At 56.3% G+C, this 25,418-nt stretch carries 28 protein-coding genes; 12 read left to right on the top strand and 16 right to left on the bottom strand.

Going from position 1 to position 25,418, the window contains the following annotated elements:
* Window positions 1–27: 27 nt before the first annotated feature.
* Complete coding sequence (gene acuI / locus ACDI39_RS17230; RefSeq protein ID WP_486536956.1) at window positions 28–1,011, top strand: acrylyl-CoA reductase (NADPH); 984 nt, start codon at window positions 28–30, stop codon at window positions 1,009–1,011.
* A gap of 99 nt (window positions 1,012–1,110) precedes the next feature.
* Window positions 1,111–2,133 (top strand): D-cysteine desulfhydrase family protein, encoded by a 1,023-nt coding sequence (locus ACDI39_RS17225; RefSeq protein ID WP_225786869.1) that lies wholly within the window; start codon window positions 1,111–1,113, stop codon window positions 2,131–2,133.
* Window positions 2,134–2,197: 64 nt separating this feature from the next.
* Here ACDI39_RS17225 and ACDI39_RS17220 read toward each other — a convergent pair whose 3' ends face one another.
* The 3 genes from ACDI39_RS17220 to ACDI39_RS17210 are packed head-to-tail and all read right to left on the bottom strand — an operon-like array spanning window position 2,198 to window position 3,805.
* The gene (locus tag ACDI39_RS17220; protein ID WP_003291493.1) at window positions 2,198–2,908 is read right to left on the bottom strand and encodes an SDR family NAD(P)-dependent oxidoreductase; all 711 of its coding nucleotides are present in this window, start codon (window positions 2,906–2,908) and stop codon (window positions 2,198–2,200) included.
* 28 nt (window positions 2,909–2,936) lie between these two features.
* Window positions 2,937–3,593, bottom strand: coding sequence for a DsbA family oxidoreductase (locus ACDI39_RS17215; protein ID WP_225786858.1), 657 nt, complete (start codon window positions 3,591–3,593; stop codon window positions 2,937–2,939).
* Window positions 3,590–3,805, bottom strand: coding sequence for a tautomerase family protein (locus ACDI39_RS17210; RefSeq protein WP_046614894.1), 216 nt, complete (start codon window positions 3,803–3,805; stop codon window positions 3,590–3,592). Before ACDI39_RS17210 ends, ACDI39_RS17215 begins: the two co-directional genes overlap by 4 nt.
* A gap of 223 nt (window positions 3,806–4,028) precedes the next feature.
* Here ACDI39_RS17210 and ACDI39_RS17205 point away from each other — a divergent pair, with 223 nt between their 5' ends.
* From ACDI39_RS17205 to ACDI39_RS17190, 4 genes are all read left to right on the top strand, one after another.
* Window positions 4,029–4,199 carry a helix-turn-helix domain-containing protein gene (locus ACDI39_RS17205; RefSeq protein ID WP_486536955.1) on the top strand — a complete coding sequence of 57 codons (171 nt, stop codon included), beginning with the start codon at window positions 4,029–4,031 and terminating at the stop codon, window positions 4,197–4,199.
* A 34-nt stretch (window positions 4,200–4,233) separates the two neighbouring features.
* On the top strand, window positions 4,234–4,935 hold the full coding sequence (locus ACDI39_RS17200; protein ID WP_015586042.1) for an IS1-like element ISPa14 family transposase: 702 nt from the start codon (window positions 4,234–4,236) through the stop codon (window positions 4,933–4,935).
* A 30-nt stretch (window positions 4,936–4,965) separates the two neighbouring features.
* Window positions 4,966–5,739: a LysR substrate-binding domain-containing protein gene (locus ACDI39_RS17195; RefSeq protein ID WP_486536954.1), complete on the top strand. Its 774-nt coding sequence runs from the start codon at window positions 4,966–4,968 to the stop codon at window positions 5,737–5,739.
* 206 nt (window positions 5,740–5,945) lie between these two features.
* Complete coding sequence (locus ACDI39_RS17190) at window positions 5,946–6,893, top strand: aromatic alcohol reductase (RefSeq protein WP_225786856.1); 948 nt, start codon at window positions 5,946–5,948, stop codon at window positions 6,891–6,893.
* Between the two features lie 101 nt (window positions 6,894–6,994).
* Here ACDI39_RS17190 and ACDI39_RS17185 read toward each other — a convergent pair whose 3' ends face one another.
* The 6 genes from ACDI39_RS17185 to ACDI39_RS17160 all read right to left on the bottom strand — a co-directional run bounded on the left by ACDI39_RS17185 (window position 6,995) and on the right by ACDI39_RS17160 (window position 9,756).
* Complete coding sequence (locus ACDI39_RS17185; protein WP_225786855.1) at window positions 6,995–7,243, bottom strand: hypothetical protein; 249 nt, start codon at window positions 7,241–7,243, stop codon at window positions 6,995–6,997.
* 56 nt (window positions 7,244–7,299) lie between these two features.
* On the bottom strand, window positions 7,300–7,494 hold the full coding sequence (locus ACDI39_RS17180; RefSeq protein ID WP_225786854.1) for a hypothetical protein: 195 nt from the start codon (window positions 7,492–7,494) through the stop codon (window positions 7,300–7,302).
* A gap of 26 nt (window positions 7,495–7,520) precedes the next feature.
* Window positions 7,521–7,727: a hypothetical protein gene (locus ACDI39_RS17175; protein ID WP_225786853.1), complete on the bottom strand. Its 207-nt coding sequence runs from the start codon at window positions 7,725–7,727 to the stop codon at window positions 7,521–7,523.
* Window positions 7,728–8,016: 289 nt separating this feature from the next.
* A complete protein-coding gene (locus tag ACDI39_RS17170) occupies window positions 8,017–8,466 on the bottom strand; it encodes a carboxymuconolactone decarboxylase family protein (RefSeq protein ID WP_012314951.1) in 450 nt (149 codons plus the stop codon).
* Window positions 8,467–8,577: 111 nt separating this feature from the next.
* On the bottom strand, window positions 8,578–9,243 hold the full coding sequence (locus ACDI39_RS17165) for an FMN-dependent NADH-azoreductase (RefSeq protein ID WP_225786852.1): 666 nt from the start codon (window positions 9,241–9,243) through the stop codon (window positions 8,578–8,580).
* 30 nt (window positions 9,244–9,273) lie between these two features.
* Window positions 9,274–9,756 (bottom strand): GNAT family N-acetyltransferase, encoded by a 483-nt coding sequence (locus ACDI39_RS17160; protein ID WP_012314953.1) that lies wholly within the window; start codon window positions 9,754–9,756, stop codon window positions 9,274–9,276.
* A gap of 90 nt (window positions 9,757–9,846) precedes the next feature.
* Here ACDI39_RS17160 and pdxR point away from each other — a divergent pair, with 90 nt between their 5' ends.
* Entirely contained in the window at window positions 9,847–11,283 is a 1,437-nt protein-coding gene (pdxR, locus tag ACDI39_RS17155; RefSeq protein ID WP_012314954.1) for a MocR-like pyridoxine biosynthesis transcription factor PdxR, read from the top strand.
* Here the strand turns inward: pdxR and ACDI39_RS17150 are convergent.
* The 7 genes from ACDI39_RS17150 to dnaA form a co-directional block, all read right to left on the bottom strand.
* A complete protein-coding gene (locus ACDI39_RS17150; protein WP_012314955.1) occupies window positions 11,276–11,755 on the bottom strand; it encodes a carboxymuconolactone decarboxylase family protein in 480 nt (159 codons plus the stop codon). The genes pdxR and ACDI39_RS17150 overlap by 8 nt on opposite strands.
* A 701-nt stretch (window positions 11,756–12,456) precedes the next feature.
* Window positions 12,457–13,185, bottom strand: a complete 729-nt coding sequence (locus ACDI39_RS17145) for a hypothetical protein (RefSeq protein WP_225786850.1) — start codon at window positions 13,183–13,185, stop codon at window positions 12,457–12,459.
* Entirely contained in the window at window positions 13,166–13,804 is a 639-nt protein-coding gene (locus ACDI39_RS17140) for a TnsA endonuclease N-terminal domain-containing protein (RefSeq protein WP_135003182.1), read from the bottom strand. Before ACDI39_RS17140 ends, ACDI39_RS17145 begins: the two co-directional genes overlap by 20 nt.
* An 839-nt stretch (window positions 13,805–14,643) precedes the next feature.
* On the bottom strand, window positions 14,644–17,064 hold the full coding sequence (gene gyrB, locus ACDI39_RS17135; RefSeq protein ID WP_225786849.1) for a DNA topoisomerase (ATP-hydrolyzing) subunit B: 2,421 nt from the start codon (window positions 17,062–17,064) through the stop codon (window positions 14,644–14,646).
* Window positions 17,065–17,068: 4 nt separating this feature from the next.
* Window positions 17,069–18,172, bottom strand: a complete 1,104-nt coding sequence (recF, locus tag ACDI39_RS17130) for a DNA replication/repair protein RecF (protein WP_225786848.1) — start codon at window positions 18,170–18,172, stop codon at window positions 17,069–17,071.
* 14 nt (window positions 18,173–18,186) lie between these two features.
* Window positions 18,187–19,290, bottom strand: a complete 1,104-nt coding sequence (dnaN, locus tag ACDI39_RS17125; RefSeq protein ID WP_225786847.1) for a DNA polymerase III subunit beta — start codon at window positions 19,288–19,290, stop codon at window positions 18,187–18,189.
* Between the two features lie 40 nt (window positions 19,291–19,330).
* Window positions 19,331–20,866, bottom strand: a complete 1,536-nt coding sequence (gene dnaA / locus ACDI39_RS17120) for a chromosomal replication initiator protein DnaA (protein ID WP_225786846.1) — start codon at window positions 20,864–20,866, stop codon at window positions 19,331–19,333.
* A gap of 583 nt (window positions 20,867–21,449) precedes the next feature.
* Between dnaA and rpmH the strand changes: the two genes are divergently transcribed.
* The 5 genes from rpmH (at window position 21,450) to mnmE (ending at window position 25,382) form a co-directional block, all read left to right on the top strand.
* Window positions 21,450–21,584 (top strand): 50S ribosomal protein L34, encoded by a 135-nt coding sequence (gene rpmH, locus ACDI39_RS17115; RefSeq protein WP_003253163.1) that lies wholly within the window; start codon window positions 21,450–21,452, stop codon window positions 21,582–21,584.
* Window positions 21,585–21,597: 13 nt separating this feature from the next.
* Window positions 21,598–22,002, top strand: coding sequence for a ribonuclease P protein component (gene rnpA, locus ACDI39_RS17110; RefSeq protein WP_084855253.1), 405 nt, complete (start codon window positions 21,598–21,600; stop codon window positions 22,000–22,002).
* Window positions 21,995–22,240, top strand: a complete 246-nt coding sequence (yidD, locus tag ACDI39_RS17105) for a membrane protein insertion efficiency factor YidD (RefSeq protein WP_166890638.1) — start codon at window positions 21,995–21,997, stop codon at window positions 22,238–22,240. Before rnpA ends, yidD begins: the two co-directional genes overlap by 8 nt.
* A gap of 2 nt (window positions 22,241–22,242) precedes the next feature.
* The gene (yidC, locus tag ACDI39_RS17100) at window positions 22,243–23,925 is read left to right on the top strand and encodes a membrane protein insertase YidC (RefSeq protein ID WP_225786845.1); all 1,683 of its coding nucleotides are present in this window, start codon (window positions 22,243–22,245) and stop codon (window positions 23,923–23,925) included.
* A gap of 86 nt (window positions 23,926–24,011) precedes the next feature.
* Entirely contained in the window at window positions 24,012–25,382 is a 1,371-nt protein-coding gene (gene mnmE / locus ACDI39_RS17095; protein ID WP_253080404.1) for a tRNA uridine-5-carboxymethylaminomethyl(34) synthesis GTPase MnmE, read from the top strand.
* The last annotated feature ends 36 nt before the right edge of the window (window positions 25,383–25,418 follow it).

Below are 25,418 nucleotides of genomic sequence, written 5' to 3'. Positions count from 1 at the left end.
TAGACAACCGGTCTAAAAGGAGTCGCTATGTTCAATGCAGTCGTTGTGGAGAACCAGGAAGGCGCTAAGCAGGCCCATTACAGAGAGCTATCCGATGACCAATTGCCAGCCGGCAGTGTCACCGTTGCGGTTTCTCACAGTACGCTGAACTACAAAGATGCCCTTTGCATCACAAGCCGGAGCCCGATCGCCCGGCACTTTCCCATGATTCCGGGGATTGATTTTGTAGGGGTGGTGGAGCGCAGCGAAGACAGCCGCTATCGCGAAGGCGATTCTGTTTTACTCAACGGCTGGGGTGTTGGGGAAAGTCATTGGGGCGGACTATCCCAGAAGGCCCGGGTGAGCGCAGATTGGCTGATTCCACTTCCGCAGGGGATGACACCCCGTAACGCCATGGCGATAGGCACCGCCGGTTATACATCCATGCTTAGTCTGATCGCTCTAGAGCGCGCCGGGCTCAGGCCCGATGCTGGACCAGTTTTGGTAACCGGGGCGAATGGTGGCGTCGGCAGCATTGCAGTCGCGCTACTGGCCGCCCGCGGGTATGAGGTCATTGCCTCGACTGGCCGGCTAGATGAGGCAGATCACTTGATCCAGCTGGGCGCGACGGAAGTGATGGACCGAAACACGTTATCCACACCAGGTAAGCCTTTGGGCAAAGAGCGCTGGACAGCGGCGATTGACTCGGTAGGAAGTCACACCCTTGCGAACGTATGTGCTCAGACCAAAGCCGACGGCTGGGTTGCCGCCTGTGGCTTGGCACAGGGTATGGATTTCCCGGCGACAGTAGCACCCTTCATTCTGAGGGGGGTGAGCCTCTTGGGGATCAACAGCGTGACACGTCCATACGCCGAACGAGTCGAGGCATGGGCTCGACTGAACGCGGAACTGGATCTGTCGGTTCTGGGGCAGTTAACACGGGAAGTACCGCTTTCAGAAGTCATCCCTGTTGCAGATGACCTTTTGGCTGGAAAGATTCGCGGACGCCTCGTTGTTGATACCAGCGTTTAATCCATAGCTCATGCACGCTCGATGCTGTCAAAGAGGCCAGCCCTCCGCGTTGGGGGCTGGATCACTGTCAATGTGAAATACCAACCGGAGCACATGCCAATGAGGGATGCTCAAAAGGATGTACTGGACGCTTTCGATAAAGTGACGCTTATCGAGGCGGCAACGCCGATTCAGCGGTTACAAAAGCTTGAACTGCGACTGGGTATCAAGCGAGTCAATCTGTACATCAAGCGTGACGATCACATGGCATTCGCCGGGGGTGGCAACAAGCTTCGTAAGCTTGAGCTCCTGTTAGGTGAAGCGATCGCACAAGGATGCGACACAATCGTCACGACTGGCGGACTCCAATCCAACCACGCACGACTTACTGCCGCTGCAGCTGCAAGACTCGGCTTGGACTGCGAACTGGTCCTCGGCAGGGTAGTGCCGCGGCATGATGCCGAGTACGAAAACAACGGCAACGTTCTGCTTGATCAGATCTATGGCGCCAAGCTCCATGTACTGCCGCAAGGGGAAAAGGCAGCCGAATTCGCAGCTAATCGAATCCAGCTGCTGATCGAAGAGGGCAAGAGACCCTACCTGATCCCTATGGGGGGATCGTCTCCTCTTGGCGCGCTGGGTTACGCCAAATGCAGTGATGAGATAATGCAGTATGAACGGGATAACGACATCCGCTTCGAAAAGGTTCTTCTGCCTAACGGCAGCTCGGGTACTCATGCGGGTCTAGCTGCAGGTTTCGTCACTCGTGGACGCTCCCCGACGATCATTCGATCCTATTCAGTGTTGGGAGAGCAAGAACAGGCGGTGCAGCAAACCTTGAAGCTCGCTAACGACGCGCTGGCATTGGTTGGGTCTTCAGAGATCGCGCCCAATCAGATCGATGTAGATGGGAATCACCGGGGGATGGGTTATGGGATTCCGACAGCTGAAGCTCTTGAGGCAATTGCATCCTTAGCTCAGGCCGAAGGTATCTTGCTTGATCCGGTTTACTCTGCAAAAGCATTTGCCGGCATGCTTCATGACATAGCTGCGGGAGATTTCGTCGAGGGGGCTAACCTACTGTTCCTGTTCACAGGCGGCGGACCAGGCCTTTATGCCTATCGCAGCGCATTCGATTTCTAAGAAACCAGTCTTCACAGAGAATCTGCTCATCACCGGAATGTGCCGGTGATGAGCATTCTGTCAATCAATGGCCTGCGCTCTGACCGCCGTCGACGTGCAGGATCTCGCCGGTGACAAACGAAGCGCTGTCCAAGTAGAGAATCGCTTGAACGATGTCGTTGATCTCGCCCATGTGACCGACGGGATGCAGCTTGCCCAGGGCATCGTGAGTTTCGGCGCCATGCATTGGGGTCTTGATGATGCCAGGCGACACGGCGTTAGCGCGGATGCCTCGCTTGGCATACTCAATCGCGATCGATTTGGTGGCAGCGTTGATGCCACCTTTGGTGAGGGATGCCATTACCGACGGAACGCCGTCGATTGCGTGGTCAACCAGGCTGGTGGTGACGCTGACCACATGCCCGCTACCATTTTTTTCCATTTCCGCGATGGCGAGCTGGGAGATGTAGAAGAAGCCGCTCATATTGGTCGCAACGACCTGCGCATAGTCTTCTTTGGTGTAGCTGGTGAATGGTTTGGCGACAAAAATACCGGCGTTGTTGACGAGCGTATCGATGCGCCCGAAGCGGGCCACGGCTTCGCGCACCACGCGTTCGGCTGTGGCCGGATCCGCGATATCACCGGCAACAGTCAGGATATCTGGATCGGTCGATGGTTGAATGGAGCGCGAGGTCGCTACCACTTTGTGGCCGAGGGCTCGGAACCCTTCCACTACACCTGCACCAATGCCTTGAGATGCGCCAGTTACGATGATGACTTTTTGAGAATTGCTCATGATATTTCCTCTACGATGGATTAAGTTTTCAGTTAGACGAAGCGGCTTGTGCCGCCTGCCTTAACACCTGCTCGTAATACTCAACAGACTGTGAGCCTGCGACGACTTGCCGATTGTTCAGTACCATTGCGGGTACAGAGTTGATGCCGCGGTCCAAGTAAAAATTTTCGAGCGCTCGGACTTCATCGGTGAATTGCCCGCTTTCAAGTACTACCTGCGCTTGCTGGGCGTTCAAACCGACTTTCTGAGCCAACGCCACCAACGTCTGGTGACTGCTAGGGTTTTGCCCGTTTACGAAGTAAGCCTCAATCAGCGCTCGGTGAAGCTCGCTTTGGAGCCCTTCGTTCGCTGCCCAGAACAGCAGGCGATGTGCATCATGGGTATTGAAAAAGTGAGTTCGCCTTTGGAGATTGAACTCAAAGCCGAGCTCCCGTCCTCTTTCAACAATCATCTGATTACGTGCCGCCACCTGCTCCGCAGTTCTTCCGTACTTGCGAATCATGTGCTGGATGGCGTCCTCACCTTCGGCAGGCATATCGGGATTGAGCTCAAACGGTTTAAACGTCAACTTGACGTCGATTTCGTCGGCTACGTTGGCGATGGCCTGGTCCAGGGCAGTCGAGCCCAGTGCGCACCAGGGGCAGACGACATCAGAAACGAAGTCGATTTTTACCGTGTGCTTCATGGCTTTGACTCCGACAATTGCTTCCTGTATTCGGTAGTCGTAATACCGGAGTAGCCCCAGTTATCAGTGTCGACTTCTTCGATCACGATGTGGGTCAACTTAGGGTCTTTATGAAGCACGCGCTCCATAGTTTCAGTAATTTCTTTTATTACCTGAGCCTTTTGCTCTCGGGTAACACCATCACGAGTGATGCGGACGCTGATGAATGGCATGGGAAGTTCCTCTATCAAGTGTGCATTTGGGTGATGAGCAGTTGATGGAGAAACTTTAAGAATTCAGAGCAAACTGATAAATATGCCCTGAGGTACTTCATTTGTGACCTCGTGTATCGAATCACGGGGCACTGGGTAGGATTTTCTGGCCTGGTACCTGCCTGGGCCCAGCTATGGCAGGCTATAGCTGCCAGTCGTGCTTCGCACAGAAGAAGGGGTTGGGATGGATCGTTTGCAAGCAATGCAGGTTTTTGCCCGAGTAGTGGAGACCAACAGCTTCAATAGAGCAGCTGAAGCCTTGGGGATCATGCCGTCATCGGCCACCCGCATGATCAAGAATCTTGAGGATTACCTGGGGGTCCGCTTGCTGGTGGTGTTTCAAAAAGTATGCTGAAACAAAGCAGGTTGAATTTTGATAAAATAGAGAAATGCGAATAACTCTAGAAATCAAATGTCCAACCTGCCTCAGTGACAGTATAAAGAAAAATGGCATCAAAGTAGATGGGAAACAAAACTATCAGTGCAAAGACTGTAAACGTCAGTTTATTGGTGACCATGCTCTGAGCTATCTAGGATGTCATTCAGGCATTACTCGAAAAATATTACAGTTGATGGTCAGAGGTAGTGGTATACGAGATATCGCTGAAGTTGAGCGAATCAGTATCGGTAAAGTTTTACGTACTTTAACCGAATCGACCTACCAAATTCAGCCTAAACAAAGTCATTATGAGTCTCTTGAAGTTGATGAGTTTTGGACTTTTGTGGGAAATAAAAATAATAAACAATGGCTTATTTACGCCTACCATCGAGAAACAGGTGAGATTGTTGCTTATGTTTGGGGTAAAAGAGACTTAGCTACAGTTCAACGATTGAAGGCAAAGCTTAAACAATTAGGTATTCACTACACCCGAATTGCAAGTGATCATTGGGACAGTTTCATAACTGCTTTTAAAAACTGCAAGCAAAGTATTGGTAAATTTTTTACTGTAGGTATTGAAGGTAATAATTGCAAAATAAGGCATCGAATTAGGCGCGGTTTTAGAAGGAGTTGTAATTTTTCAAAAAAGATTGAAAACCATTTTAAAGCTTTCGACTTAACCTTTTTTTACATCAATAATGGCTTCATTTAATGTCAGCATACTTTTTGAAACACCACCCGCTTGCTCAATCGAACGACACGGCAGCTGAGCCTGACGGCGGATGGTGAGCATTACTACCGTCACTGTCGCCAGGTGCTGGCGGACATTGATCGTGCGGAATCCACCTTTCCGGGCGGGAACGCCACGCCGCGAGGCAGATTGCGTGTGGATATCTCGAATTCTTTAGGTCGTCTTTTCGTTCTACCTGCAGTGCGCGAGTATCAGCAGCGATTTCCTGAGGTCGAATTGGTTATCGGCCTGAGTGACAGGACCGTAGACCTAGTGCAGGAAGGCATTGATTGCGTGATCCGAACCGGAGTGCCGCTCGACTCTGCAAGCCTGGTAGCTCGGCAAATTGGCAGTTTCGACTGGGTAACGTGCGCCTCTCCACAGTACCTTGAAGCGTATGGCGTACCCAGGTCCTTGGACGATTTGCAGAAGCATCAGTCAGTGGGTTACCTGTCTAGTAGGACTGGGCGCTCCATCGAATGGCACTATTTGATCAACGACGATCCAGTCTTCGTTCGAGTTCCTGAAAAGCTAACCGTAAATGACACAGACGGCTATGTGACATGCGGGCTGGAAGGCCTTGGCCTGATACGGGTGGGCAGCTACATGGTTTGGCCCCATTTGGATTCCGGCAGACTAGTTTCAGTGCTTGAGGGTTATACCGCGCCGCCCGTGCCGATCTCAGTGATCTATCACCACAGTAGCTACCATTCACCGACGCTGAGGTCGTTTGTAGACTGGGTCATTGAGCTGTTCAAAAACTCAAAATTAGGACTAGGCAATTAACCCATCACACCTCCTCACTGGATGCCGAGCGTTAAAAGCCAAGTGGGGGTGTGGTCGTAGGCCATAATTCGATTTTTTGCAATTGTGAAATCAAGTTTCGGCACAGACATCATGAATGCTTTTAGCCAAAATCGTTAACTGGCTAGCGACTGCAAGAGTCGCCGACTGCTCATACTGAGGGTTTTCAGTTATAACGAGGTGGCTTTATGACTAACGCGACTACTTTTAACAAGCGCAAGATACTCGTGCTCGGCGCAGGTGAATTGGGGCTAGAGGTTCTGAGAGAGTTATCTGCACAAGGGGTGGCCATCGGAAAGGCAGAGGTTTCCGTAATGCTGAGGACATCATCCAGCAGTTCTTCAAGCCAACGGAGTCAACTGCTCACGGAACTGGATGCTCTTGGGGTTAACGTGATTGCGGGAGATGTGGTGGGGGACACCCTGGAAACCATAGCCGAAACTTTTGGCAAGTTTGAAGTAGTGGTTAGTTGCGTAGGCTTTGCTGCTGGTCCAGGCACCCAGCTAAAGCTGGCCTTGGCAGCTATCGAGTCAGGTATCAGAAAGTACTATCCTTGGCAGTTTGGGGTTGACTACGACGTGATCGGCCGCGGTAGCGCGCAGCCACTCTTCGACGAGCAACTTGATGTTCGTGATCTATTGCGTTCACAAAGCAGGATCGACTGGACGATTATTTCTACTGGTATGTTCACAAGCTTTCTCTTCGAGCCATCCTTTGGCGTCGTAGATCTCGAAAACAGGACAGTTAATGCACTTGGCGACTGGGATACGTCCGTTACTGTCACCACGCCTCAAGACATTGGTAAGTTGACAGCGAAAGCAGTACTTTCCGAGCCTGAAATTACTAGTAAAGTGATCTACACTGCGGGCGATACCGTTTCCTATCGTCAGCTGGCAGATCTCGTAGATGAGGCGCTGGATTGTTCCGTTGCAAGGAATGTTTGGGCGATCCCTTTCTTGCAGGACGACCTCAAAAAGGATCCCACGAATGTCTTGAAAAGATATCGACTGGTGTTCGCGCAAGGCAACGACAACGGCGCTGGTGTAGCTTGGAATAAAGAGGTATCTTATAACTATATAGAAAGTGTAAAAGTTTCTACTATAGCCGATTGGCTTAAATCCAAAGCAGCGGTATAGCTCAACTTATGACTGCTATCGCTTGCCAAATACAACAATTCAAGCTTTTTTTTGCATAAAGCGGTAGCAGTCACCGAATTCTATACCCGCTTTTTCCAGATTTAGCGTTTGGACTGCAGAGCGATCCGTGATACGGAGAAGAAACCGTTCGCATTAGTAACAATTTTAAAATCGTAACCCAGCTGCTGTGCCATATGTCGAAACGCGGCCATTTCACATCGCGCCGGATTGCTTTCGTTGTCATCCTCAATGGTGGCACTCAGCTCGACTAAATGCTGCTCAATCATCGCTAAAACGCTATCGACGTAAGGGGATGGAATCGTGATCTGCCTGTCGCCCAGTATGCTCATCGAGTTAGCCTTCCTTTATTCCTAACTTCTGTCATAGAGAAAAAATTTTCGAATATTCAGTTGATGGAGCCTGAAGAATGACGACCCATAGCTCTGAACTGGTACTCGTTTACAGCTCGTAAATGCGACTCCGCTATTTGACGTAGCCGCTCGATTTCATTCCCGGGTCGAGCCGAAGCTTGAGCCTCATGGTACCGTTTCATCGCATCGACAGCACTGTACAGCTGATGGTCGGGAGCAAGTATGGGCATTTTATAATCATTACGAGGGCACCTTACTAGATGATCGAAGATGGCTGACCGGCGTTCACAAGCTGAACGTTAATGACAGCCTGATAAAGCGAGTCCGCCAATAGCTGTAGGCGCTCTATTTCATGCATTGCCAAGCCTGTGGCCTCCACTGCTTGGGCATTCCAGATGGCTTTAAGCGCTTGTCGGATCAGCGGCTCGCCTGCTTCGACCACTCCTACGAATTTGCGCTTCACAGCCTGGTGCTTATTCCCTGATACCGAATGATAGATCAGGGCCAGAGCGACCCATCGATGACAAGCTCACTCAAAAGGTACGGACTGGGGATAATCATGAGGCCTGCACGGACACCAGAGCTTTGGATCAGTGTCCGCTTTGGGTCGAAAGCGGCCGTTCGCCAGTGTCCGCTTTCGACCCATAGCGGTCGTTCGGAAAGGTCAGCAAATGGCCTGAAGCAGACGGTACGCGATAGGAGCGAGGTGCCGTCTTCGAAGTATTACCTCTCCAGGCCGAGTCACTAGGTCATCAAGCCCTAGCCGCAGGTTTGAGTCGGAAGCTGACGCCCATACGGTTGAACGCATTCATTGCGGCAATCGCCGCTGTCAGGTCAACAAGATCCTTTTCTGCAAACATCGCCGATGCGGCTGCATAAGCTTCGTCGGATACCTGTGTCTCGCTTACCCTGGTGACTTCTTCCGCCCAAGCCAGTGCTGAGCGCTCCTGATCCGAGAACAAATATTGCGCTTCATGCCATACCGGCACTAACAGCACCTTGTCCACTGACATACCTGCTTTGATCAGATCGCGTGAGTGAAGATCAATGCAATGAGCGCAGCCGTTGATTTGAGACACTCTGAGAAACACGAGGTGGATCAACGAGGCTGGCAAATTTGTCGCGGTGGTCACGAAATGATGCAGGCCGCCGAGGGCCTTAGCTGCACCAGGCGAAGCTTCAAACCAATTGAGACGATTCATGATTTCTTTTCCTTTGTATGAGCGATGAAGAGCGTGGCCGCTTGTTGGCATACGGCCCAGTTGAGATGCAAACCTTAACGCTTGGAGTAGATGTCGGCCCTGAAGCGGACTTTAGACTTGATCCACTCGACGGCTATGCCTAACAAAGTACGCCTGCACATCACCGTACCCTGTTGCCCTTCCAGTATTCAGTGACTCCCCCCCCTTGGCGGTACCCTCAACGGTGAAGTAATGCACCTGAGTGAGACCGATGGTGGCAAGGACGGCGGACAGGTAGGGGCGCAGAAAGTCCGGTTGACGGGCCTGTGGGCCGCTGATATAGCCCCCGCTAGCGATTGCGACGTAAACCGGACGATCCGTCAGATTTCCGACTTTGCCTTTGGCGGTGCCCAAAAACGTTTTGCCCACGCGTACCACGTGGTCGATCCACATCTTGAGTGGGGCGGGCACGCTATAGTTGTGCATCGGCGTGGCAATCAGCAGTACGTCGCATGCCTGTAGTTGGTCGATCAACTCGTCGGAACGGCTCAACGTACCCTTCTGACCGCTTGCTATGACTACGCGCTGATTGGCCAACGCCTGGGCGTAAGGCGAATCAACTGGGGCCAAGGTGTTGAGGTCTAAATCGGTCAACTGGATACCCCTTCTGCCGGCCTGACTGGCCAAGGCAAATAGGATCTGCTGGGACAGTTTCAGACTTTCCGAAGCCTCTGCATTGGGGCTGGCGACCAGGCGAAGAATGCGCAAGGGAGCAAGTGGCTGTTGGGACGATGTCATGAGGTTTGCCTCCTTGGGTGTGCATGCGGGTTATGGCGTATCGAACTGTTTTTGAAAGCGCAGTGCACCCGTCAATAGGCCTTCACGGAAGTAGAAACGTTGCGCGCGGGCGTTGGCCAAACCCGTGTCGAGCACCAGGCGTGCACAACCGCTGGCGCGCGCCAGTCGTTCCAAGGCTTGCAATAAGCGCGACCCCCACTGGCCACCCCGCTGAGCCTCGGCGGTTACAAGGTCATCGACATACAGGAATGCGCCGTAGACCAGGTTTTCCTGTAAGCGATAACCAGCCAGTGCTACAAGAACGCCTGCGTCATAAGCGCCAATCAGGCGATAGCCTTCAAGGCGCATACGCTCGATGCGGCGGACGAAGTCGGCTTCGCTCGTTAGATGAGGGCGCAATTGCTGCATTACCGGGAATGCGCTGCACAGGTCATGGGTGCTGTCCAAGGGACGCAGGGCGGTGTCGGCCAGGTCGAGCACGCTGGGTATGAAGTTGTGCAAAGGGAATTTCATGGGAGTTGCCCTCGTCAGTAGGTGATGGCGCTATATTGGACTACCATTGACCCACTTGATTGAGCCAAGAAATGGGATATGAACTAGGCCATGATGACCTCCCCCAAGCCGCCTTTTGCTCCCTTGGAAGAGCAGTCCGCCTTGCCCCTGTATCGTCAACTGTACGACCGCGTGCTGGCCGCCGTTGCCGCTGGCACGTTGTCCCCCGGTGACCGCTTGCCGTCGGCGCGCGCCATGGCTAAGGAGCTGGGGGTGGCACGTGGCACCGTCGAACTGGCCTATTCGCTGATGGCCAGCGAAGGGTACCTCCTGGCGCTCGGGCAGAAAGGCACCGTAATCAATCCTGAACTGCAGAAGCCTGTGTCAGCGGCCACCGTATTACCAGTCAGCAGCCAAGTGATCGAAGACGCGCCTGATTCGCTCTGGCGCCCACCGCAGCTGTTGCCGTTCCAGATGGGGGTACCGGCGCTGGATGCATTTCCGCGCAAGATATGGGCGCGTCTCGGTGCTCGGTATCTCCGTGGGATGCGTCTGGGAGATCTGGACTATCCAGCACCCCACGGCCTGGCAGCGTTGCGCAGCGCCATTGCTTCGTATCTGCAGGTGTCCCGAGGTATCGATTGCGGTGCCCATCAGGTGTTTATCACCAGCGGTTGGCGCAATAGCCTGTCTTTAGTCGCACATACCCTGTTGCAGCCAGGCGAGTGCGCCTGGGTGGAAGACCCGGGCTATCCCACTACGCGCCAGGTGCTTCGCCAGTTCGGCCTGGACCTGGAAGCGGTGCCGGTTGATGCCGAAGGCATGAACGTAGAACACGCCATCGCGGGTTCTCGGGCTGCTCAGGTCGTCATGGTGACACCAGGGCATCAGAGCCCGCTGTCGATGGCACTGTCGCTGCCACGCCGACAACTGCTACTCGATTGGGCTGCCCGCACCGGTGGCTGGATTGTCGAGGACGATTACGACGGCGAGTACCGCTACGTCAGCCGTCCACTTCCAGCGCTGGCCAGCTTGGATCGCCATGGGCGCGTGCTGTATGCCGGCACCTTCAGCAAGGTGCTGTTTCCCGGTATTCGCCTGGCTTATCTGGTGGTGCCGCAGGCGCAGGTGGCAGCGTTCGAGCGCGTCGGACGGGCCTTGTTTGCTGCCGGGTCACCGTCAATTACCCAGGCTTTGGTGGCGGAGTTCGTTGCCGAGGGACACTTCGCTCGGCACATCCAACGCATGCGCCGCCTCTACAACGAACGACGGGCATTGACCATCGAAGCACTGGAGCGGAGTTTGCCGAAGGGTATGCAGGTGGAACGCTCGCCAGGCGGTATGCACCTGGTACTGCGTTTGCCGGAGGACGTAAGCGACACCGCCCTGGCCGAGCAGGTGCTGGCGAGGGGCATGTCGGTACAAGCGTTGTCGCGCTGGGCTGCCTCATCGCAGCGTCAGTCAGGTCTGCTCCTGAGTTTTACCAACTGCGCCACGACTGCTCCAGGCGAGCAGCTTGGCGCGTTGATCAGCAAGTTACTCAGTTGAGGTTGGCCTTGTTCAGGCCGAACAGTTCATCGGACGAGCCCGGGATCGCCTGGAAAGCCACATTGAGGCGATTCCAGCCATTGATGGCGACGATCAGGAACGACAAATCCGACAGCTCCTGCTCGGAAAACTGCTCACGCGCACTCGCATACAGGCTGTTGGAGATACCATGAGGCGGCAGTTGGGTCAGGGCTTCAGTCCACTCCAGCGCCGCCCGCTCTGCTGGCGAAAACAGCTGTGACTCACGCCAGACGGCCACGTGGTGAAGACGCAGCTCGCGCTCGCCATGGATCTTGGCCTCTTTCACATGCATATCCACGCAGAACGAACAGCCGTTGAGCTGCGAAGCGCGCAACATGATCAGGTGGGCGAGATCGGCCAGTAGCGGCTTCTTGCTCAGTTGCAGGGTGAGCTCCACCAGTTTGTTGGACGCTTGGGGAGACAGTTTGAAGTAATCAAGGCGGTTGTTCATGGGTAGTTGCTCGTAGTGGGTGGATGGTTGATGGAGCCCACTGTAGCAACGCTTGGAATAGCCCCACAGGGCCAAGATAGTAGCTTCGAACTAGGCCATATCTGTATCGAAGTGCGCCATGATCACCTATCGAGCGATAGGGTCGAAGGGGCGCAATAGGCCGTTTATTGGCCTCCGCGAATGGCCGCAATGGGTCGTTAGCTGCCGGTCGTGGATGCTGCTATTGTCCCTCAGCCATGCGTGCGACTGGTCAGATCGAATGCAAGTGACCGGTCACGTCGAATGCAAACGGCTGGTCAGCATCAATGAAAATCACTGGTCAAGTGCGGTGCAATTGCCCAGGCGGTGAATCTCGCGGGTTCCTTGGCGCTTTTTCTGCTTGCGACGTGGGAGGCCAAGTGCTCCCGGTAGAGCTGGGAGCACCGATCAGTTCAGTGGCGGACTACCGCCTGTGATTACCGAAGAAAAACTTAATCCGGTGCCTGGAATTAGTTGACCACTACATTTTGTCCAAAATGTGGCAAGCCAATCGACCCACAGTTGCGTAGCTGGGAGGCAAAGGGCCGGTTTTACAACGGGCATCATCCATTTCTTTGCGGCTGTTGTCCCCGCTATCTGTGATGCGGAGCAGGTAAGGCAGCACGGTATCGAAGGCTCGCTTTCACCTTCTCCGAAAGGGGATAGCCCTGAACATCGAACCGTTAATCCAAACCGCGAAAGAGGTTCAATAGCACGACCGATAGATACGGATCCAGCTTGGCGATGTACCTTCGGACAGTCATTCCGCTTGGGATCTTGAGCTGATCCGAGGGCAAACGACTTTTGTTCCTTTCTTTAATCTGGTCCTCAAATTCTGAAACGACCACGCTGACCGCAGGAATCGTATCCCGCAGGTAGGTGCTATTAATCACCCCTTCGAGAATAACTTCGAGCTCGCCCTGTATCGCGGGAGCCCGGCCCTTTTTTGCATGCTGAGGGATCAGCTTTACTACGTTCTGACCAATGTATTTGGCGGCCCAACGTCGAATAGTAGAAACCGAGGGTGCGCATGCATCCCCAATTTTCTTGGCGATTTTTCTAAGGTACTTGATCATGTCTTCGTCACCCGGCAGCTTGTTTTGACCACGCTTGGTTAATGCGTCCAGATACTTGCGTCGACGCAATGCCTCATCCCCATGTTTTTTGGGGAAGCATGAAATATCTGGAGGGATATTCCGTACATACGGAACCTTCCCGAGATAAGGCTGATCAGCGGAAATCTCGATCTCGCGCTTCTCGTAGGCCTCATAGAACTCCTTCTCGGATAGCTTCGTTGGCTCACCAAGCTCATCGAAAAAGAGCAGCTTCCGGTCAATAAGCCTCTTCTCAAGCACCATCAGCACGCCACGAACGATGACGACCAATTTCACCCTAAGGGAAAAGGTTTGCATGACGGTGCCCTCCCTGCAGGAAGACCGGGGAGTCGGTCTCGATTGGCTTATCAAGGTCAATGCCAACCACCCCAAGGCCTAACAAGCGCCAGGCTTTGCTGACACCAACCACGCAGAGCAAATCTGCAAGGGTCATGGGCGGCCTTTCGTTGAAGGCGGCGATTACCTCCTCCAACATTTGACGCGAAAGCTCTGGACCGCGCCGGTGATACATCAGCCTTCGAAGATTGGTAGCCAGGGGCTCACCTTCAACTAACTTCTCAGTGATCACTGAAAAGTTACGGCCGGTGGCGTTGAAGTAGCGCTCAGCGGCATCCAGTCGCTGCCTGACGCTGGCAATCTTCAGTCGGTCGTGAGGCTTCACTTCAAACCACCACTCGCGCCCGTCCGCAAGGAAAACCTGTACGTCTGGGTAATATTTGAAGTAGCCCTGGAGCGATGGAACACGTTCCTCACTGGGCTGCGGGACGTAGCCGATGACCGCAGGAGACAGCTCAAGAAGTCGAAAAAGAGCGCCTTCGAGCTGGGACTCCCAGGGCACCGGCTTTTTATTTTTGAGCGATGGGAAGTAGCCGCGGTAATGGTTGGACCGCCGCGTGACCACCTTTCGTACTGTCATGAAATACCTCCGAAAATCTCGAAACGAGCGCCGACGCTGCGCCAAAAAACAAGGCGCAGGGCAGGCGAAGGTAGGCCTTTCGACAGGCAATACTGTGCCGTCGAGTAACCTCGCTAAGGTCGAAAAGATGGGAGAGGATTGACAGGGGCTTCGAAAAAGCAGACATTGCGGTTTCCTACGTCGCAAGTCCGCTTCGCTAAGCGCGGTCAGAACCTCTCGGTTTTGGTCGCGTTTTTCTACATTTGAGGCCTCCTTTTCTGCTCATAAGTCATGACCCTCATGACTGACCAGAATCTCAAGCTAGTGGCTTGCTCTATTTACTTCTAAACCGCCACGTGGTGATCGCCCGAGTAGTTTTGATCTGATCTGAAATTCTCGCTCCAACCAGTTGATTGGATTACAAATCTTCAGAGCGATGCTGAAAAAGTTGGTCATAGATCTTATTCCAAGATCACTTCGAAATCTACAATAAATCTAATTCGGCAAGTTCTGCTCAATATTTCCTCGATACCAAATTTATAAAAAAAGATACCTAACAAGTATGTGTAATTAACTATTAATTTCTACGAGTATAAATTTTGGGAATCGCAGCAATCCTTCAACACCTAAGGTTCGCCGCTGACCTTTTCAGTTTTCCCGGCTGCCCATCAGATCCCTTCCTCAATGCATCCCCATCCCCCTGAAATTCCAACGAGTGGAGTAGGGCGTACCGGCGGAACTCCGGGCAAAAAAAAGCCCGCGATGGCGGGCTTGATGGTGACCGAGGGGGACCAGGTTCGCAGTCCCGGTCGGTCAACTATTTGTGAAACCGTGCAGCTATTCTGTGAACCTACACCTGATCAGAAATCCAGGTTAGCCACCGACAGCGCATTGCTTTCGATGAACTCACGACGTGGTTCCACCGCATCCCCCATCAAGGTGTTGAAGATCTGATCGGCTGCGATCGCATCTTCGATAGTCACCTTGAGCATGCGACGGACGTTCGGGTCCATGGTGGTTTCCCACAGCTGATCCGGGTTCATCTCACCCAGACCTTTGTATCGCTGGATGGTGTGGCGCTTGGCGGTTTCGTTCATCAGCCAGTCCAGGGCTTCCTTGAACTCGCTGACCGCCTTGCGACGCTCGCCACGCTGCACGTAGGCACCTTCGCCCAACAGGGTACTGAGCTTGGCGCCCAGGTTCACGACCGAACGGTAGTCGTTGCTGCCGAAGAAGTCGCGGTTGAAGGTGATGTAGCTGGCCAGGCCGTGAGAGGTGATTTCCACTTCCGGCAGCCAGACGTTGCGCTCCTTGTCCTCGCGCAGGCTGGCCTGGTAGATCAGGCCGGACTTCTGGCTGTTGTTCAGGCGCTCCTGGAGCTTGCCCAGCCAGGCCTGCATGACAGCGTGGTCGCCCAATTGCTCCAGGGTGACTTCCGGCAGGTAGATGAAGTGCTCAGTCAGCTCCTGCGGGTACAGACGCGACAGGCGCTTGAGGGTCTTCATCACACCACGGAATTCATTCACCAGGCCTTCGAGCTGCACACCGGAAACCGGTGGCGCCGACTCGTCCAGGTGCAGGCTGGCATCTTCCAGGGCCGACTGCGTCATGTATTCCTCCATGGCGTCGTCATCCTTGATGTACTGCTCCTGCTTGCCTTTCTTCACCTTGTACAGCGGCGGCTGGGCGATGTAGATGTAGCCACGCTCGACCAGCTCGGGCAGTTGGCGGAAGAAGAAGGTCAGCAGCAAGGTACGGATGTGCGAACCGTCAACGTCAGCATCGGTCATGATGATGATGTTGTGATAACGCAGCTTGTCGATGTTGTACTCTTCGCGGCCAATGCCACAGCCCAGGGCGGTGATCAGGGTGCCGACCTCCTGGGACGAGATCATCTTGTCGAAACGCGCTTTCTCGACGTTGAGGATCTTGCCTTTGAGCGGCAGGATCGCCTGGGTACGACGGTTGCGGCCTTGCTTGGCCGAGCCACCCGCGGAGTCACCCTCCACCAGGTACAGTTCGGAAAGGGCAGGGTCCTTCTCCTGGCAGTCGGCGAGCTTGCCTGGCAGGCCCGCGATATCCAAGGCGCCTTTGCGGCGGGTCATTTCACGAGCCTTGCGTGCCGCTTCACGGGCACGGGCAGCATCGATCATTTTGCCGACGACGGCCTTGGCCTCGTTGGGGTTCTCCAACAGGAAGTCGGCGAAGTACTTGTTCATCTCCTGTTCCACGGCGGTCTTCACCTCCGAGGAAACCAGCTTGTCCTTGGTCTGCGAGCTGAACTTGGGGTCCGGCACCTTGACCGAGATGATCGCGGTCAGGCCTTCACGCGCATCGTCACCGGTGGTCGAGACCTTGTTCTTCTTGGCCAGGCCTTCCTGTTCGATGTAGTTGTTCAGGTTGCGGGTCAGCGCCGAGCGGAAGCCCACCAAGTGGGTACCACCGTCACGCTGTGGAATGTTGTTGGTGAAGCACAGCAGGTTTTCGTTGAAGCTGTCGTTCCACTGCAGGGCTACCTCGACCCCCACGCCGTCGTCACGCTGGACACTGAAGTGGAAGACCTGGGAGTTCACCGGGGTCTTGTTGGTGTTCAGGTATTCGACGAATGCACGCAGACCACCTTCGTACTTGAAGAACTCTTCCTTGCCAGTGCGCTCGTCCTTGAGCATGATGCCGACGCCCGAGTTGAGGAACGACAGCTCACGGATACGCTTGGCCAGGATGTCCCAGCTGAAGTGGATGTTCTTGAAGGTTTCTGCCGACGGCTTGAAATGAATGTGGGTGCCGGTGGTTTCGCTTTCACCAACGACCTCCATTGGCGCCTGTGGAACACCATGGACGTAGGTTTGTTCCCAGATCTTGCCGCTGCGGCGTACGGTCAGTACCAGCTTCTCGGAGAGGGCGTTCACCACGGAAACACCTACGCCGTGCAGGCCGCCAGAAACCTTGTAGGAGTTGTCATCGAATTTACCGCCTGCGTGCAAGACGGTCATGATCACTTCGGCAGCCGACACGCCTTCTTCTTTATGCACATCGACCGGAATGCCGCGACCGTTATCGCGAACACTGATGGATTCGTCCGGGTGGATGATGACAGTGATGTCGTCGCAGTGACCGGCGAGGGCCTCGTCGATCGAGTTATCGACCACCTCGAATACCATGTGGTGCAGGCCGCTACCATCATCGGTGTCGCCAATGTACATGCCGGGACGTTTGCGCACGGCATCCAGTCCTTTCAGCACCTTGATGCTGGAGGAGTCGTACGTTTGATTTTCGCTCATGCCTTCACTCCCGATGGTCGTGGGTCTGGGTGATACGGCCCTGTTCCACGTGGAACAAAGCAACTGGCGTTTCCTTCTGCCAGCCTTCCCTCAGTAATTCGTGATCTACACAGGTGATAAACACCTGGCAGTTTAATTCTTCGAGCAAGCGGCACAGCGCACGGCGATGCTGCTCATCCAGTTCGGACGGCAAGTCATCGACAAGATAAATACAGTGACCGCGACGAGCTTGACTGACGAGATGGCCCTGGGCTATTCGCAAGGCGCAAACCACCAGTTTCTGCTGACCTCGCGACAGGATGTCGGCGGCGTTGTTCGCGCTCAATCGCAGACGCAAATCGGCTCGCTGTGGTCCCGCCTGGGTGTGACCCATCTGCTGATCGCGAAGAAGGGAGGAGGCGAGTACTTCGTTGAGTTCCCGGTCCTTGTCCCAGCCTCGGTAGTAGCTAAGGGTCAGCCCTTCCAGTTCGACCAGTTCGCTCAGGGTTCGCTCGAAGACAGGCTTCAAGGCCTTGATATAGTTGCGACGGTATTCATCTATTTCCGCGCTGGCCAGGCACAATTCCCGGTCCCAGGCGGCTTGCGAAGCAGCGTCAAGTGTACCATGACGCAACCATGAGTTCCGCTGCCGCAGCGCCTTCTGCAGTCGTTGCCAGGCCGCCATGAATCGAGGTTCCACGTGGAACACTCCCCAATCCAGGAACTGCCGGCGGATCTTGGGCGCCCCTTCGAGCAGGCGGAAGCTGTCTGGGTTGATCAGCTGCAAGGGCAGCATTTCCGCCAACTGGGCCGTGCTGCGGGCATTCTGCCCATCGATGCGGATGGTGAATTCTCCCTGGCGATCGCGAGAGATCCCCAGGCTGCTGGTTCCTCCCTCTACCAACTGGACCTCGCCGAATACGGTGCATGTCGGCTGCTCGTACTGGATGACCGGGTTCAAGCGGGTGCTGCGAAACGAACGCGCCAGCCCAAGCAGGTGCACGGCTTCCAGCACGCTGGTCTTGCCGCTGCCGTTGTCGCCGTAGAGGATGTTGATGCGAGGAGAGGGGGAGAGGGTCACCGGGTGCAGGTTGCGCACCGCGGTGACCATGATACGTCGAAGGGACATTTGGCCTGCTACGGTTACAGACGCATCGGCATGACAACGTAGGACGAGTCGTCGTTACCGGCTTCCTGGAGCAGGGCGCTGCTGTTGGAGTCGGAGAGGATCAGGCGAACCTGTTCCGTGGTCATGACCCCCAGCACATCCAGCAGGTAGCTGACGTTGAAGCCGATCTCCAGCGAGCTACCGTTGTAATCGACGCTGATTTCTTCTTCCGCTTCTTCCTGTTCCGGGTTGTTGGCCTGGATCTTCAATTGGCCGGCGGCCAGTTGCAGGCGGATACCGCGGTACTTCTCGTTGGACAGGATCGCGGTGCGGCTGAAGGCTTCGCGCAGCGCCTGGCGATCACCGATCACCAGCTTGTCGCCGCCCTTGGGCAGTACGCGCTCATAATCGGGGAACTTGCCGTCGACAAGCTTCGAGGTGAAGGTGAATTCGCCAGTGGTCGCGCGGATATGGTGCTGGCCCAGCACGATGCTGACCATGCCTTCCGGGTCGGTGAGCAGGCGGGCCAGCTCGAGGATACCCTTGCGCGGCACGATGACCTGGTGGCGGTCAGCCTGGCCGATAGGCGCCTGCATGGAGCACAGGGCCAGGCGGTGACCATCGGTGGCCACGGCACGCAGGGTGTCGGTGGAGACTTCCAGCAACATGCCGTTGAGGTAGTAGCGCACGTCCTGCTGGGCCATGGCGAAGCTGGTGCGCTCGATCAGCCGGCGCAGCTTGCTTTGCTCCAGGTTGCAGGTCAGCGAGCCAGGGCCTTCCTCGACGGTCGGGAAATCGTTGGCCGGCAGGGTCGACAGGGTGAAGCGGCTACGACCGGCCTTGACCAGCAGTTTCTGCTCGTCGACCTTGATATCGATCAGCACGTCGTTCGGCAGGCTCTTGCAGATGTCCATCAGCTTGCGCGCCGGAACGGTGATCTCGCCAGGCTCGGCCGGCTCTTCCAGTTGTACGCGGCCAACCAGTTCGACTTCCAGGTCGGTACCGGTCAACGACAGTTGCTGGCCTTGTACGACCAGCAGCACGTTGGACAGGACCGGCAAGGTCTGGCGGCGCTCGACGACACCTGCGACCAGTTGCAGGGGTTTCAACAGGGCTTCGCGTTGAATGGTGAAATGCATGGTCTAGTCCCTTGCCTTCAATAAGCTGCACCGACACCCATCAGGTCGTCAGCGTCCGCAGCAGGTTCTTGTAGTCCTCGCGGATGTCCGCGTCGGATTCCTTCAATTCGTTGATCTTGCGGCAGGCGTGCAGCACGGTGGTGTGGTCACGGCCGCCGAACATGTCGCCGATCTCCGGCAGACTGTGGTTGGTCAGCTCCTTGGACAGGGCCATGGCCACCTGCCGGGGACGGGCCACCGATCGCGAACGCCGCTTGGACAACAGATCGGCGATCTTGATCTTGTAGTACTCGGCCACGGTGCGCTGGATGTTATCCACACTGACCAGCTTGTCCTGCAACGCCAGCAGGTCCTTGAGCGACTCACGGATCAGCTCGATGGTGATATCCCGGCCCATGAAGTGCGAATGGGCGATCACCCGTTTCAGGGCACCTTCCAGTTCACGCACGTTGGAACGGATGCGCTGGGCAATGAAGAACGCCGCATCATGCGGCAGCTCGACCTTCGCCTGGTCGGCCTTCTTCATGAGAATCGCCACGCGGGTTTCCAGTTCCGGTGGCTCGACGGCTACCGTCAGGCCCCAGCCGAAACGGGACTTCAGGCGCTCTTCCAGGCCTTCGATTTCCTTCGGGTAGCGGTCGCTGGTGAGAATCACCTGCTGGCCGCCCTCGAGCAGGGCGTTGAAGGTGTGGAAGAACTCTTCCTGGGAGCGTTCCTTGCGGGCGAAGAACTGAATGTCGTCGATCAGCAAGGCATCGACCGAACGATAGAAACGCTTGAACTCGTTGATCGCGTTCAACTGCAGCGCCTTGACCATGTCTGCGACGAAACGCTCGGAATGCAGGTACACCACCTTGGCATTCGGATTCTTCTTCAGCAGATGGTTACCCACAGCGTGCATGAGGTGGGTCTTACCCAGGCCTACGCCGCCATACAGGAAAAGCGGGTTGTAGCCATGCTTGGGATTGTCGGCGACCTGCCAGGCGGCCGCACGGGCCAACTGGTTGGACTTACCTTCGACGAAGGTTTCGAAGGTGAAGGTCCGGTTCAGGTAGCTGGTGTGCTTGAGCGCACCTTCGACCTGTACGGTGCGTTGTTCGGTTCGAGCCGTGGCTGCCGGTGCTGGGGCGGTTTCGCCCATGGCATCGAAACTGTCGCGCGAAGACGGCTCCTCGATCTCGTTGACCAGTACCGGCTCGATCGCAGGCTCGGCGATCGGCTCGTTGTGGACCACGACCTGTGCCGGCTGCTGCGCCTGGGCTTGCTGGGCCAGGCTGGCGGCAACCGCGGCACTGACCGGCGCATTGGGGGCGGCACGCGGCGCGGAGCTGCGGCGGCTGCCTATTAATAAGGAAAGGGCAGGCGCAATGCCGTTGCCGTGCTCACCCAACAGCTCGAGCAAACGGCCCAGGTACTTTTCATTGACCCAATCGAGAACGAAACGGTTGGGCGCATAGACGCGCAACTCGTCGCCTTCGGCTTCGACCTGTAGCGGACGGATCCAGGTGTTGAATTGCTGGGCAGGCAGTTCATCGCGCAGAAGCTCCACGCACTGCTGCCAAAGTTCCACTGACACGGATATCCCCTGAGTTTGAAAGCCGGATGAGGCAAAAACAAACCGCCATTGTACCGGGCGGGCGACCACTTATCCACATGTGGCAACGACTCACCGAGTGGCAAATCGGTCAATTCACAACCAAAACGCCACCCACGCCGTGTGAATAAGCTCTGTGGATAACCTCCCTTGAGGGCTATGCACAACCCTGACCTGAAACCAGTGGATAACTTGCCTGTGGATAAGTAGCCTTTCGATCCACAGCTTTTCCGCGGGCCCGGCACAGCCAGAACACCTCTTACCGACAGGGTTATGAATCTCTGTACAGCGCGTGTTTTCTTGCTTTAACGAGGTTATCCACAGAAAGTTATCCACTAAAGATCTATAAGTTCTTCAGAAAAGCTTTTTATATGTCCTTCTGTTTTTTCATGTTGTCGTCTCGTGTCGGCCTGATCAAGCCTTCAGAGGCATCGGGGCAGGTCAGGCCTTCCATAAGGAAAGGCTGGTTGGAAATTGACCTATTGGCTTGCTTTCTCTAGAATCGCCGATCTCTTAAAAAGGGGGCCATTCCGGCCCGTTGTCGACGAACCCAGGTAACAACGCCATGAAACGTACTTTCCAACCAAGCACCATCAAGCGCGCGCGCACCCACGGCTTCCGTGCCCGTATGGCTACCAAGAACGGCCGCGCTGTTCTGTCGCGTCGTCGTGCCAAAGGCCGTAAGCGTCTGGCAATTTGATTTTTCGGCACAGGTGGTGAGTCAGGACTTCAGTCGGGACAAGCGACTGCTTACACCCCGGCATTTCAAAGCGGTCTTCGACTCCCCAACCGGCAAGGTTCCAGGGAAAAACCTGCTTATCCTTGCCCGCGAGAACGGCCTCGATCATCCACGGCTCGGCCTGGTGATCGGCAAGAAGAGCGTCAAGCTCGCCGTTCAACGCAATCGCCTCAAACGCTTGATGCGCGATTCCTTTCGCCTGAACCAGCAGATGCTCGCTGGCCTGGACATCGTGATCGTCGCGCGCAAGGGATTGGGCGAGATCGAGAACCCAGAATTGCACCAACACTTTGGCAAGCTCTGGAAGCGCCTGGTACGCAGTCGGCCCTCTCCAGCGGTTAACGCCGATTCCGCAGGGGTAGACAGTCACGATGCGTAAACTGGCCCTCGTTCCGATCCAGTTTTACCGTTACGCCATTAGTCCACTGATGGCCAGTCACTGTCGTTTCTACCCCAGTTGCTCCTGTTACGCCTATGAAGCCATCGAAACCCATGGCCTCTTGCGTGGCGGGTGGCTAGCCGTTCGTCGCCTGGGGCGCTGTCATCCGTGGAACGACGGTGGTTTCGATCCCGTTCCACCAGCTCCTTCCTCCCGAACTTCTTCGATAGCCGAGTAATCATGGATATTAAACGCACGATCCTGATCGTCGCCCTGGCAATCGTGTCCTACGTCCTGGTCCTCAAGTGGAACCAGGACTACGGCCAGGCTGCCTTGCCGACTCAGAATACTGCTGCCAGCAACGTTGCCCCGGCGCTGCCGGACACCGTGCCGGCCGGCAACGATGGCGCCAGCGCCGATGTGCCGAGCGCCAACGCTGAATCCAGCCCAGCCGAACTGGCGCCGGTCGCGGTCAGCAAGGACCTGGTCCGGATCAAGACCGATGTCCTGGACCTGGCTATCGACCCGGTGGGCGGCGACATCGTCCAGCTGACCCTGCCGAAATACCCACGTCGCCAGGACCATCCGGACATTCCGTTCCAGCTGTTCGACAACGGCAGCGAGCGTGTCTACCTGGCCCAAAGCGGCCTGACCGGCGCCAACGGCCCGGATGCCCGTGCCAGTGGTCGCCCGCTGTACGCCACCGAACAGAAGCACTACCAGCTGGCCGACGGCCAGGACCAACTGGTGGTCGACCTGAAGTTCAGCGACAACGGCGTCAACTACATCAAGCGCTTCACCTTCAAGCGCGGCGAATACGACCTGGCTGTCAGCTACCTGATCGACAACCAGAGCAGCCAGGCCTGGACCGGCAACCTGTTCGCCCAGCTCAAGCGTGACGCCAGCTCCGACCCGTCGTCGAGCACTGCCACTGGCACCGCGACCTACCTGGGCGCAGCCCTGTGGACAGCTTCGGAGCCGTACAAGAAAGTGTCGATGAAGGACATCGACAAGGGCAGCTTGAAAGAAAATGTGTCCGGCGGCTGGGTCGCCTGGCTGCAGCACTACTTCGTGACCGCCTGGATCCCGAACGCCTCGGACAACAACGTCGTCCAGACCCGCAAGGACAGCCAGGGCAACTACATCATCGGCTACACCGGCCCGGCGCTGAACGTGCCTGCCGGCGGCAAGGCCGAAACCAGCGCCATGCTGTATGCCGGCCCGAAGATCCAGTCCAAGCTCAAGGAGTTGTCCCCAGGCCTGGAACTGACCGTCGACTACGGCTTCCTGTGGTTCATCGCCCAGCCGATCTTCTGGCTGCTGCAACATATCCACAGCCTGCTGGGCAACTGGGGCTGGTCGATCATCGTCCTGACCATGCTCATCAAGGGCCTGTTCTTCCCGCTCTCGGCCGCCAGCTACCGTTCGATGGCGCGCATGCGTGCCGTGGCGCCGAAGCTGCAGCAGCTCAAGGAACGCTTCGGTGACGATCGCCAGAAGATGTCCCAGGCGATGATGGAGCTGTACAAGAAAGAGAAGATCAATCCGCTGGGTGGCTGCCTGCCGATCCTGGTGCAGATGCCAGTGTTCCTGGCCCTGTACTGGGTACTGCTGGAAAGCGTGGAAATGCGCCAGGCCCCATGGATGCTGTGGATCACCGACCTGTCGATCAAGGATCCGTTCTTCATCCTGCCGATCATCATGGGCGCCACCATGTTCATCCAGCAGAAGCTGAACCCGACTCCGCCGGATCCGATGCAGGCGAAGGTCATGAAAATGATGCCGATCATCTTCACCTTCTTCTTCCTGTGGTTCCCGGCCGGCCTGGTACTGTACTGGGTTGTGAACAACTGCCTGTCGATCGCGCAGCAGTGGTACATCACCCGCGCCATCGAAGCCGCGACCAAGAAAGCGGCTGCTTGACGGGCTGCTGAGCTAGCCTGTGAATAAAAACGCCCCTTCGTGGGGCGTTTTTGCTATCTGTGTATTTTTCGTAGAGGTTTTCGAGCATGAACACTGTGCGTGAAACCATCGCAGCCATCGCCACCGCCCAGGGGCGCGGAGGCGTTGGCATCGTCAGGCTGTCCGGCCCGTTGGCCAGCCAGGCGGGGCAGGCCATTACCGGCCTCTCCCTGACGCCACGCCATGCCCACTACGGCCCGTTCCGCGATGACCAGGGCCTGGTGCTGGACGAAGGCATCGCCTTGTTCTTCCCCGGGCCGAATTCGTTCACCGGCGAAGACGTCCTGGAACTGCAGGGGCATGGCGGGCCAGTGGTCATGGACATGCTGCTGCAGCGCTGCCTGCAACTGGGTTGCCGCCTGGCGCGGCCGGGCGAGTTCAGCGAGCGGGCATTTCTCAACGACAAGCTCGACCTGGCCCAGGCCGAAGCGATCGCCGACCTCATCGAGGCCAGCTCGACCCAGGCTGCGCGCAATGCCCTACGTTCGCTGCAGGGGGAATTCTCCAAGCGTGTGCATAACCTCACCGAAGCCTTGATCGCGCTGCGGATCTACGTCGAAGCGGCTATCGACTTCCCTGAGGAAGAGATCGACTTCCTCGCCGATGGCCATGTGTTGTCCATGCTCGATGCGGTGCGCAGCGAGTTGTCCACAGTGCAGCGCGAGGCCGGGCAGGGCGCCCTGCTGCGCGATGGCATGACCGTGGTCATCGCCGGCCGGCCCAATGCCGGCAAATCCAGCCTGCTCAACCGCTTGGCAGGCCGGGAGGCGGCCATCGTCACGGATATCGCCGGCACCACGCGGGATATCCTGCGCGAACATATCCACATCGACGGCATGCCGCTGCACGTGGTGGACACCGCCGGCCTGCGCGATACCGACGATCATGTGGAAAAGATCGGTGTGGAGCGTGCACTCAAGGCCATTGGCGAGGCTGATCGCGTCCTGCTGGTGGTGGACTCCACCGCACCGGAAGCCAGCGACCCGTTTGCGCTGTGGCCGGAGTTCCTCGACTTGCGACCCGATCCGGCCAAGGTCACTCTCATCCGCAACAAAGCAGACCTGAGCGGCGAGGCGGTGGCCATGGAGCAGAGCGAGGACGGCCACGTCACCCTCACGCTCAGCGCCAAGGGCGACGACGTGGGGCTGGAGCTGCTGCGGGAACACCTCAAGGCCTGCATGGGTTACGAACAGACCGCAGAGAGCAGTTTCAGCGCTCGCCGGCGTCACCTGGAGGCACTGCGCCAGGCAAGCGACCATCTCGAACATGGCCGTGCGCAATTGACCTTGGCGGGAGCCGGCGAACTGCTGGCCGAAGACCTGCGCCAGGCCCAGCAGGCGCTGGGGGAAATCACCGGGGCGTTCAGCTCCGACGATCTGCTGGGGCGCATCTTCTCCAGCTTCTGCATCGGCAAGTAACGTCCTCTTCTGGGGCGCCCTGCGCCCCATCGCGAC

Source organism: Pseudomonas sp. Tun-23181 (assembly GCF_057415455.1).
The sequence above is the reverse complement of the archived record's forward strand: the minus strand, read 5'-3'. Positions and strand labels throughout refer to the sequence as shown.

What these genes read in the sequence shown, in the direction of transcription:
- ACDI39_RS17210 (WP_046614894.1), bottom strand. Translation starts at nt 3,805, where the DNA reads ATGCCATTCATCAGCGTCCGCATCACTCGTGATGGTGTTACCCGAGAG.
- ACDI39_RS17220 (WP_003291493.1), bottom strand. Translation starts at nt 2,908, where the DNA reads ATGAGCAATTCTCAAAAAGTCATCATCGTAACTGGCGCATCTCAAGGC.
- ACDI39_RS17225 (WP_225786869.1), top strand. Translation starts at nt 1,111, where the DNA reads ATGAGGGATGCTCAAAAGGATGTACTGGACGCTTTCGATAAAGTGACG.
- yidC (WP_225786845.1), top strand. Translation starts at nt 22,243, where the DNA reads ATGGATATTAAACGCACGATCCTGATCGTCGCCCTGGCAATCGTGTCC.
- ACDI39_RS17165 (WP_225786852.1), bottom strand. Translation starts at nt 9,243, where the DNA reads ATGACATCGTCCCAACAGCCACTTGCTCCCTTGCGCATTCTTCGCCTG.
- yidD (WP_166890638.1), top strand. Translation starts at nt 21,995, where the DNA reads ATGCGTAAACTGGCCCTCGTTCCGATCCAGTTTTACCGTTACGCCATT.
- mnmE (WP_253080404.1), top strand. Translation starts at nt 24,012, where the DNA reads ATGAACACTGTGCGTGAAACCATCGCAGCCATCGCCACCGCCCAGGGG.
- acuI (WP_486536956.1), top strand. Translation starts at nt 28, where the DNA reads ATGTTCAATGCAGTCGTTGTGGAGAACCAGGAAGGCGCTAAGCAGGCC.
- ACDI39_RS17170 (WP_012314951.1), bottom strand. Translation starts at nt 8,466, where the DNA reads ATGAATCGTCTCAATTGGTTTGAAGCTTCGCCTGGTGCAGCTAAGGCC.
- ACDI39_RS17215 (WP_225786858.1), bottom strand. Translation starts at nt 3,593, where the DNA reads ATGAAGCACACGGTAAAAATCGACTTCGTTTCTGATGTCGTCTGCCCC.
- ACDI39_RS17160 (WP_012314953.1), bottom strand. Translation starts at nt 9,756, where the DNA reads ATGAAATTCCCTTTGCACAACTTCATACCCAGCGTGCTCGACCTGGCC.
- ACDI39_RS17190 (WP_225786856.1), top strand. Translation starts at nt 5,946, where the DNA reads ATGACTAACGCGACTACTTTTAACAAGCGCAAGATACTCGTGCTCGGC.
- gyrB (WP_225786849.1), bottom strand. Translation starts at nt 17,064, where the DNA reads ATGAGCGAAAATCAAACGTACGACTCCTCCAGCATCAAGGTGCTGAAA.
- ACDI39_RS17140 (WP_135003182.1), bottom strand. Translation starts at nt 13,804, where the DNA reads ATGACAGTACGAAAGGTGGTCACGCGGCGGTCCAACCATTACCGCGGC.
- ACDI39_RS17150 (WP_012314955.1), bottom strand. Translation starts at nt 11,755, where the DNA reads ATGAACAACCGCCTTGATTACTTCAAACTGTCTCCCCAAGCGTCCAAC.
- pdxR (WP_012314954.1), top strand. Translation starts at nt 9,847, where the DNA reads ATGATGACCTCCCCCAAGCCGCCTTTTGCTCCCTTGGAAGAGCAGTCC.
- dnaN (WP_225786847.1), bottom strand. Translation starts at nt 19,290, where the DNA reads ATGCATTTCACCATTCAACGCGAAGCCCTGTTGAAACCCCTGCAACTG.
- ACDI39_RS17185 (WP_225786855.1), bottom strand. Translation starts at nt 7,243, where the DNA reads ATGAGCATACTGGGCGACAGGCAGATCACGATTCCATCCCCTTACGTC.
- ACDI39_RS17205 (WP_486536955.1), top strand. Translation starts at nt 4,029, where the DNA reads ATGGATCGTTTGCAAGCAATGCAGGTTTTTGCCCGAGTAGTGGAGACC.
- rpmH (WP_003253163.1), top strand. Translation starts at nt 21,450, where the DNA reads ATGAAACGTACTTTCCAACCAAGCACCATCAAGCGCGCGCGCACCCAC.
- ACDI39_RS17200 (WP_015586042.1), top strand. Translation starts at nt 4,234, where the DNA reads ATGCGAATAACTCTAGAAATCAAATGTCCAACCTGCCTCAGTGACAGT.
- ACDI39_RS17180 (WP_225786854.1), bottom strand. Translation starts at nt 7,494, where the DNA reads ATGCCCATACTTGCTCCCGACCATCAGCTGTACAGTGCTGTCGATGCG.
- ACDI39_RS17145 (WP_225786850.1), bottom strand. Translation starts at nt 13,185, where the DNA reads ATGCAAACCTTTTCCCTTAGGGTGAAATTGGTCGTCATCGTTCGTGGC.
- recF (WP_225786848.1), bottom strand. Translation starts at nt 18,172, where the DNA reads ATGTCCCTTCGACGTATCATGGTCACCGCGGTGCGCAACCTGCACCCG.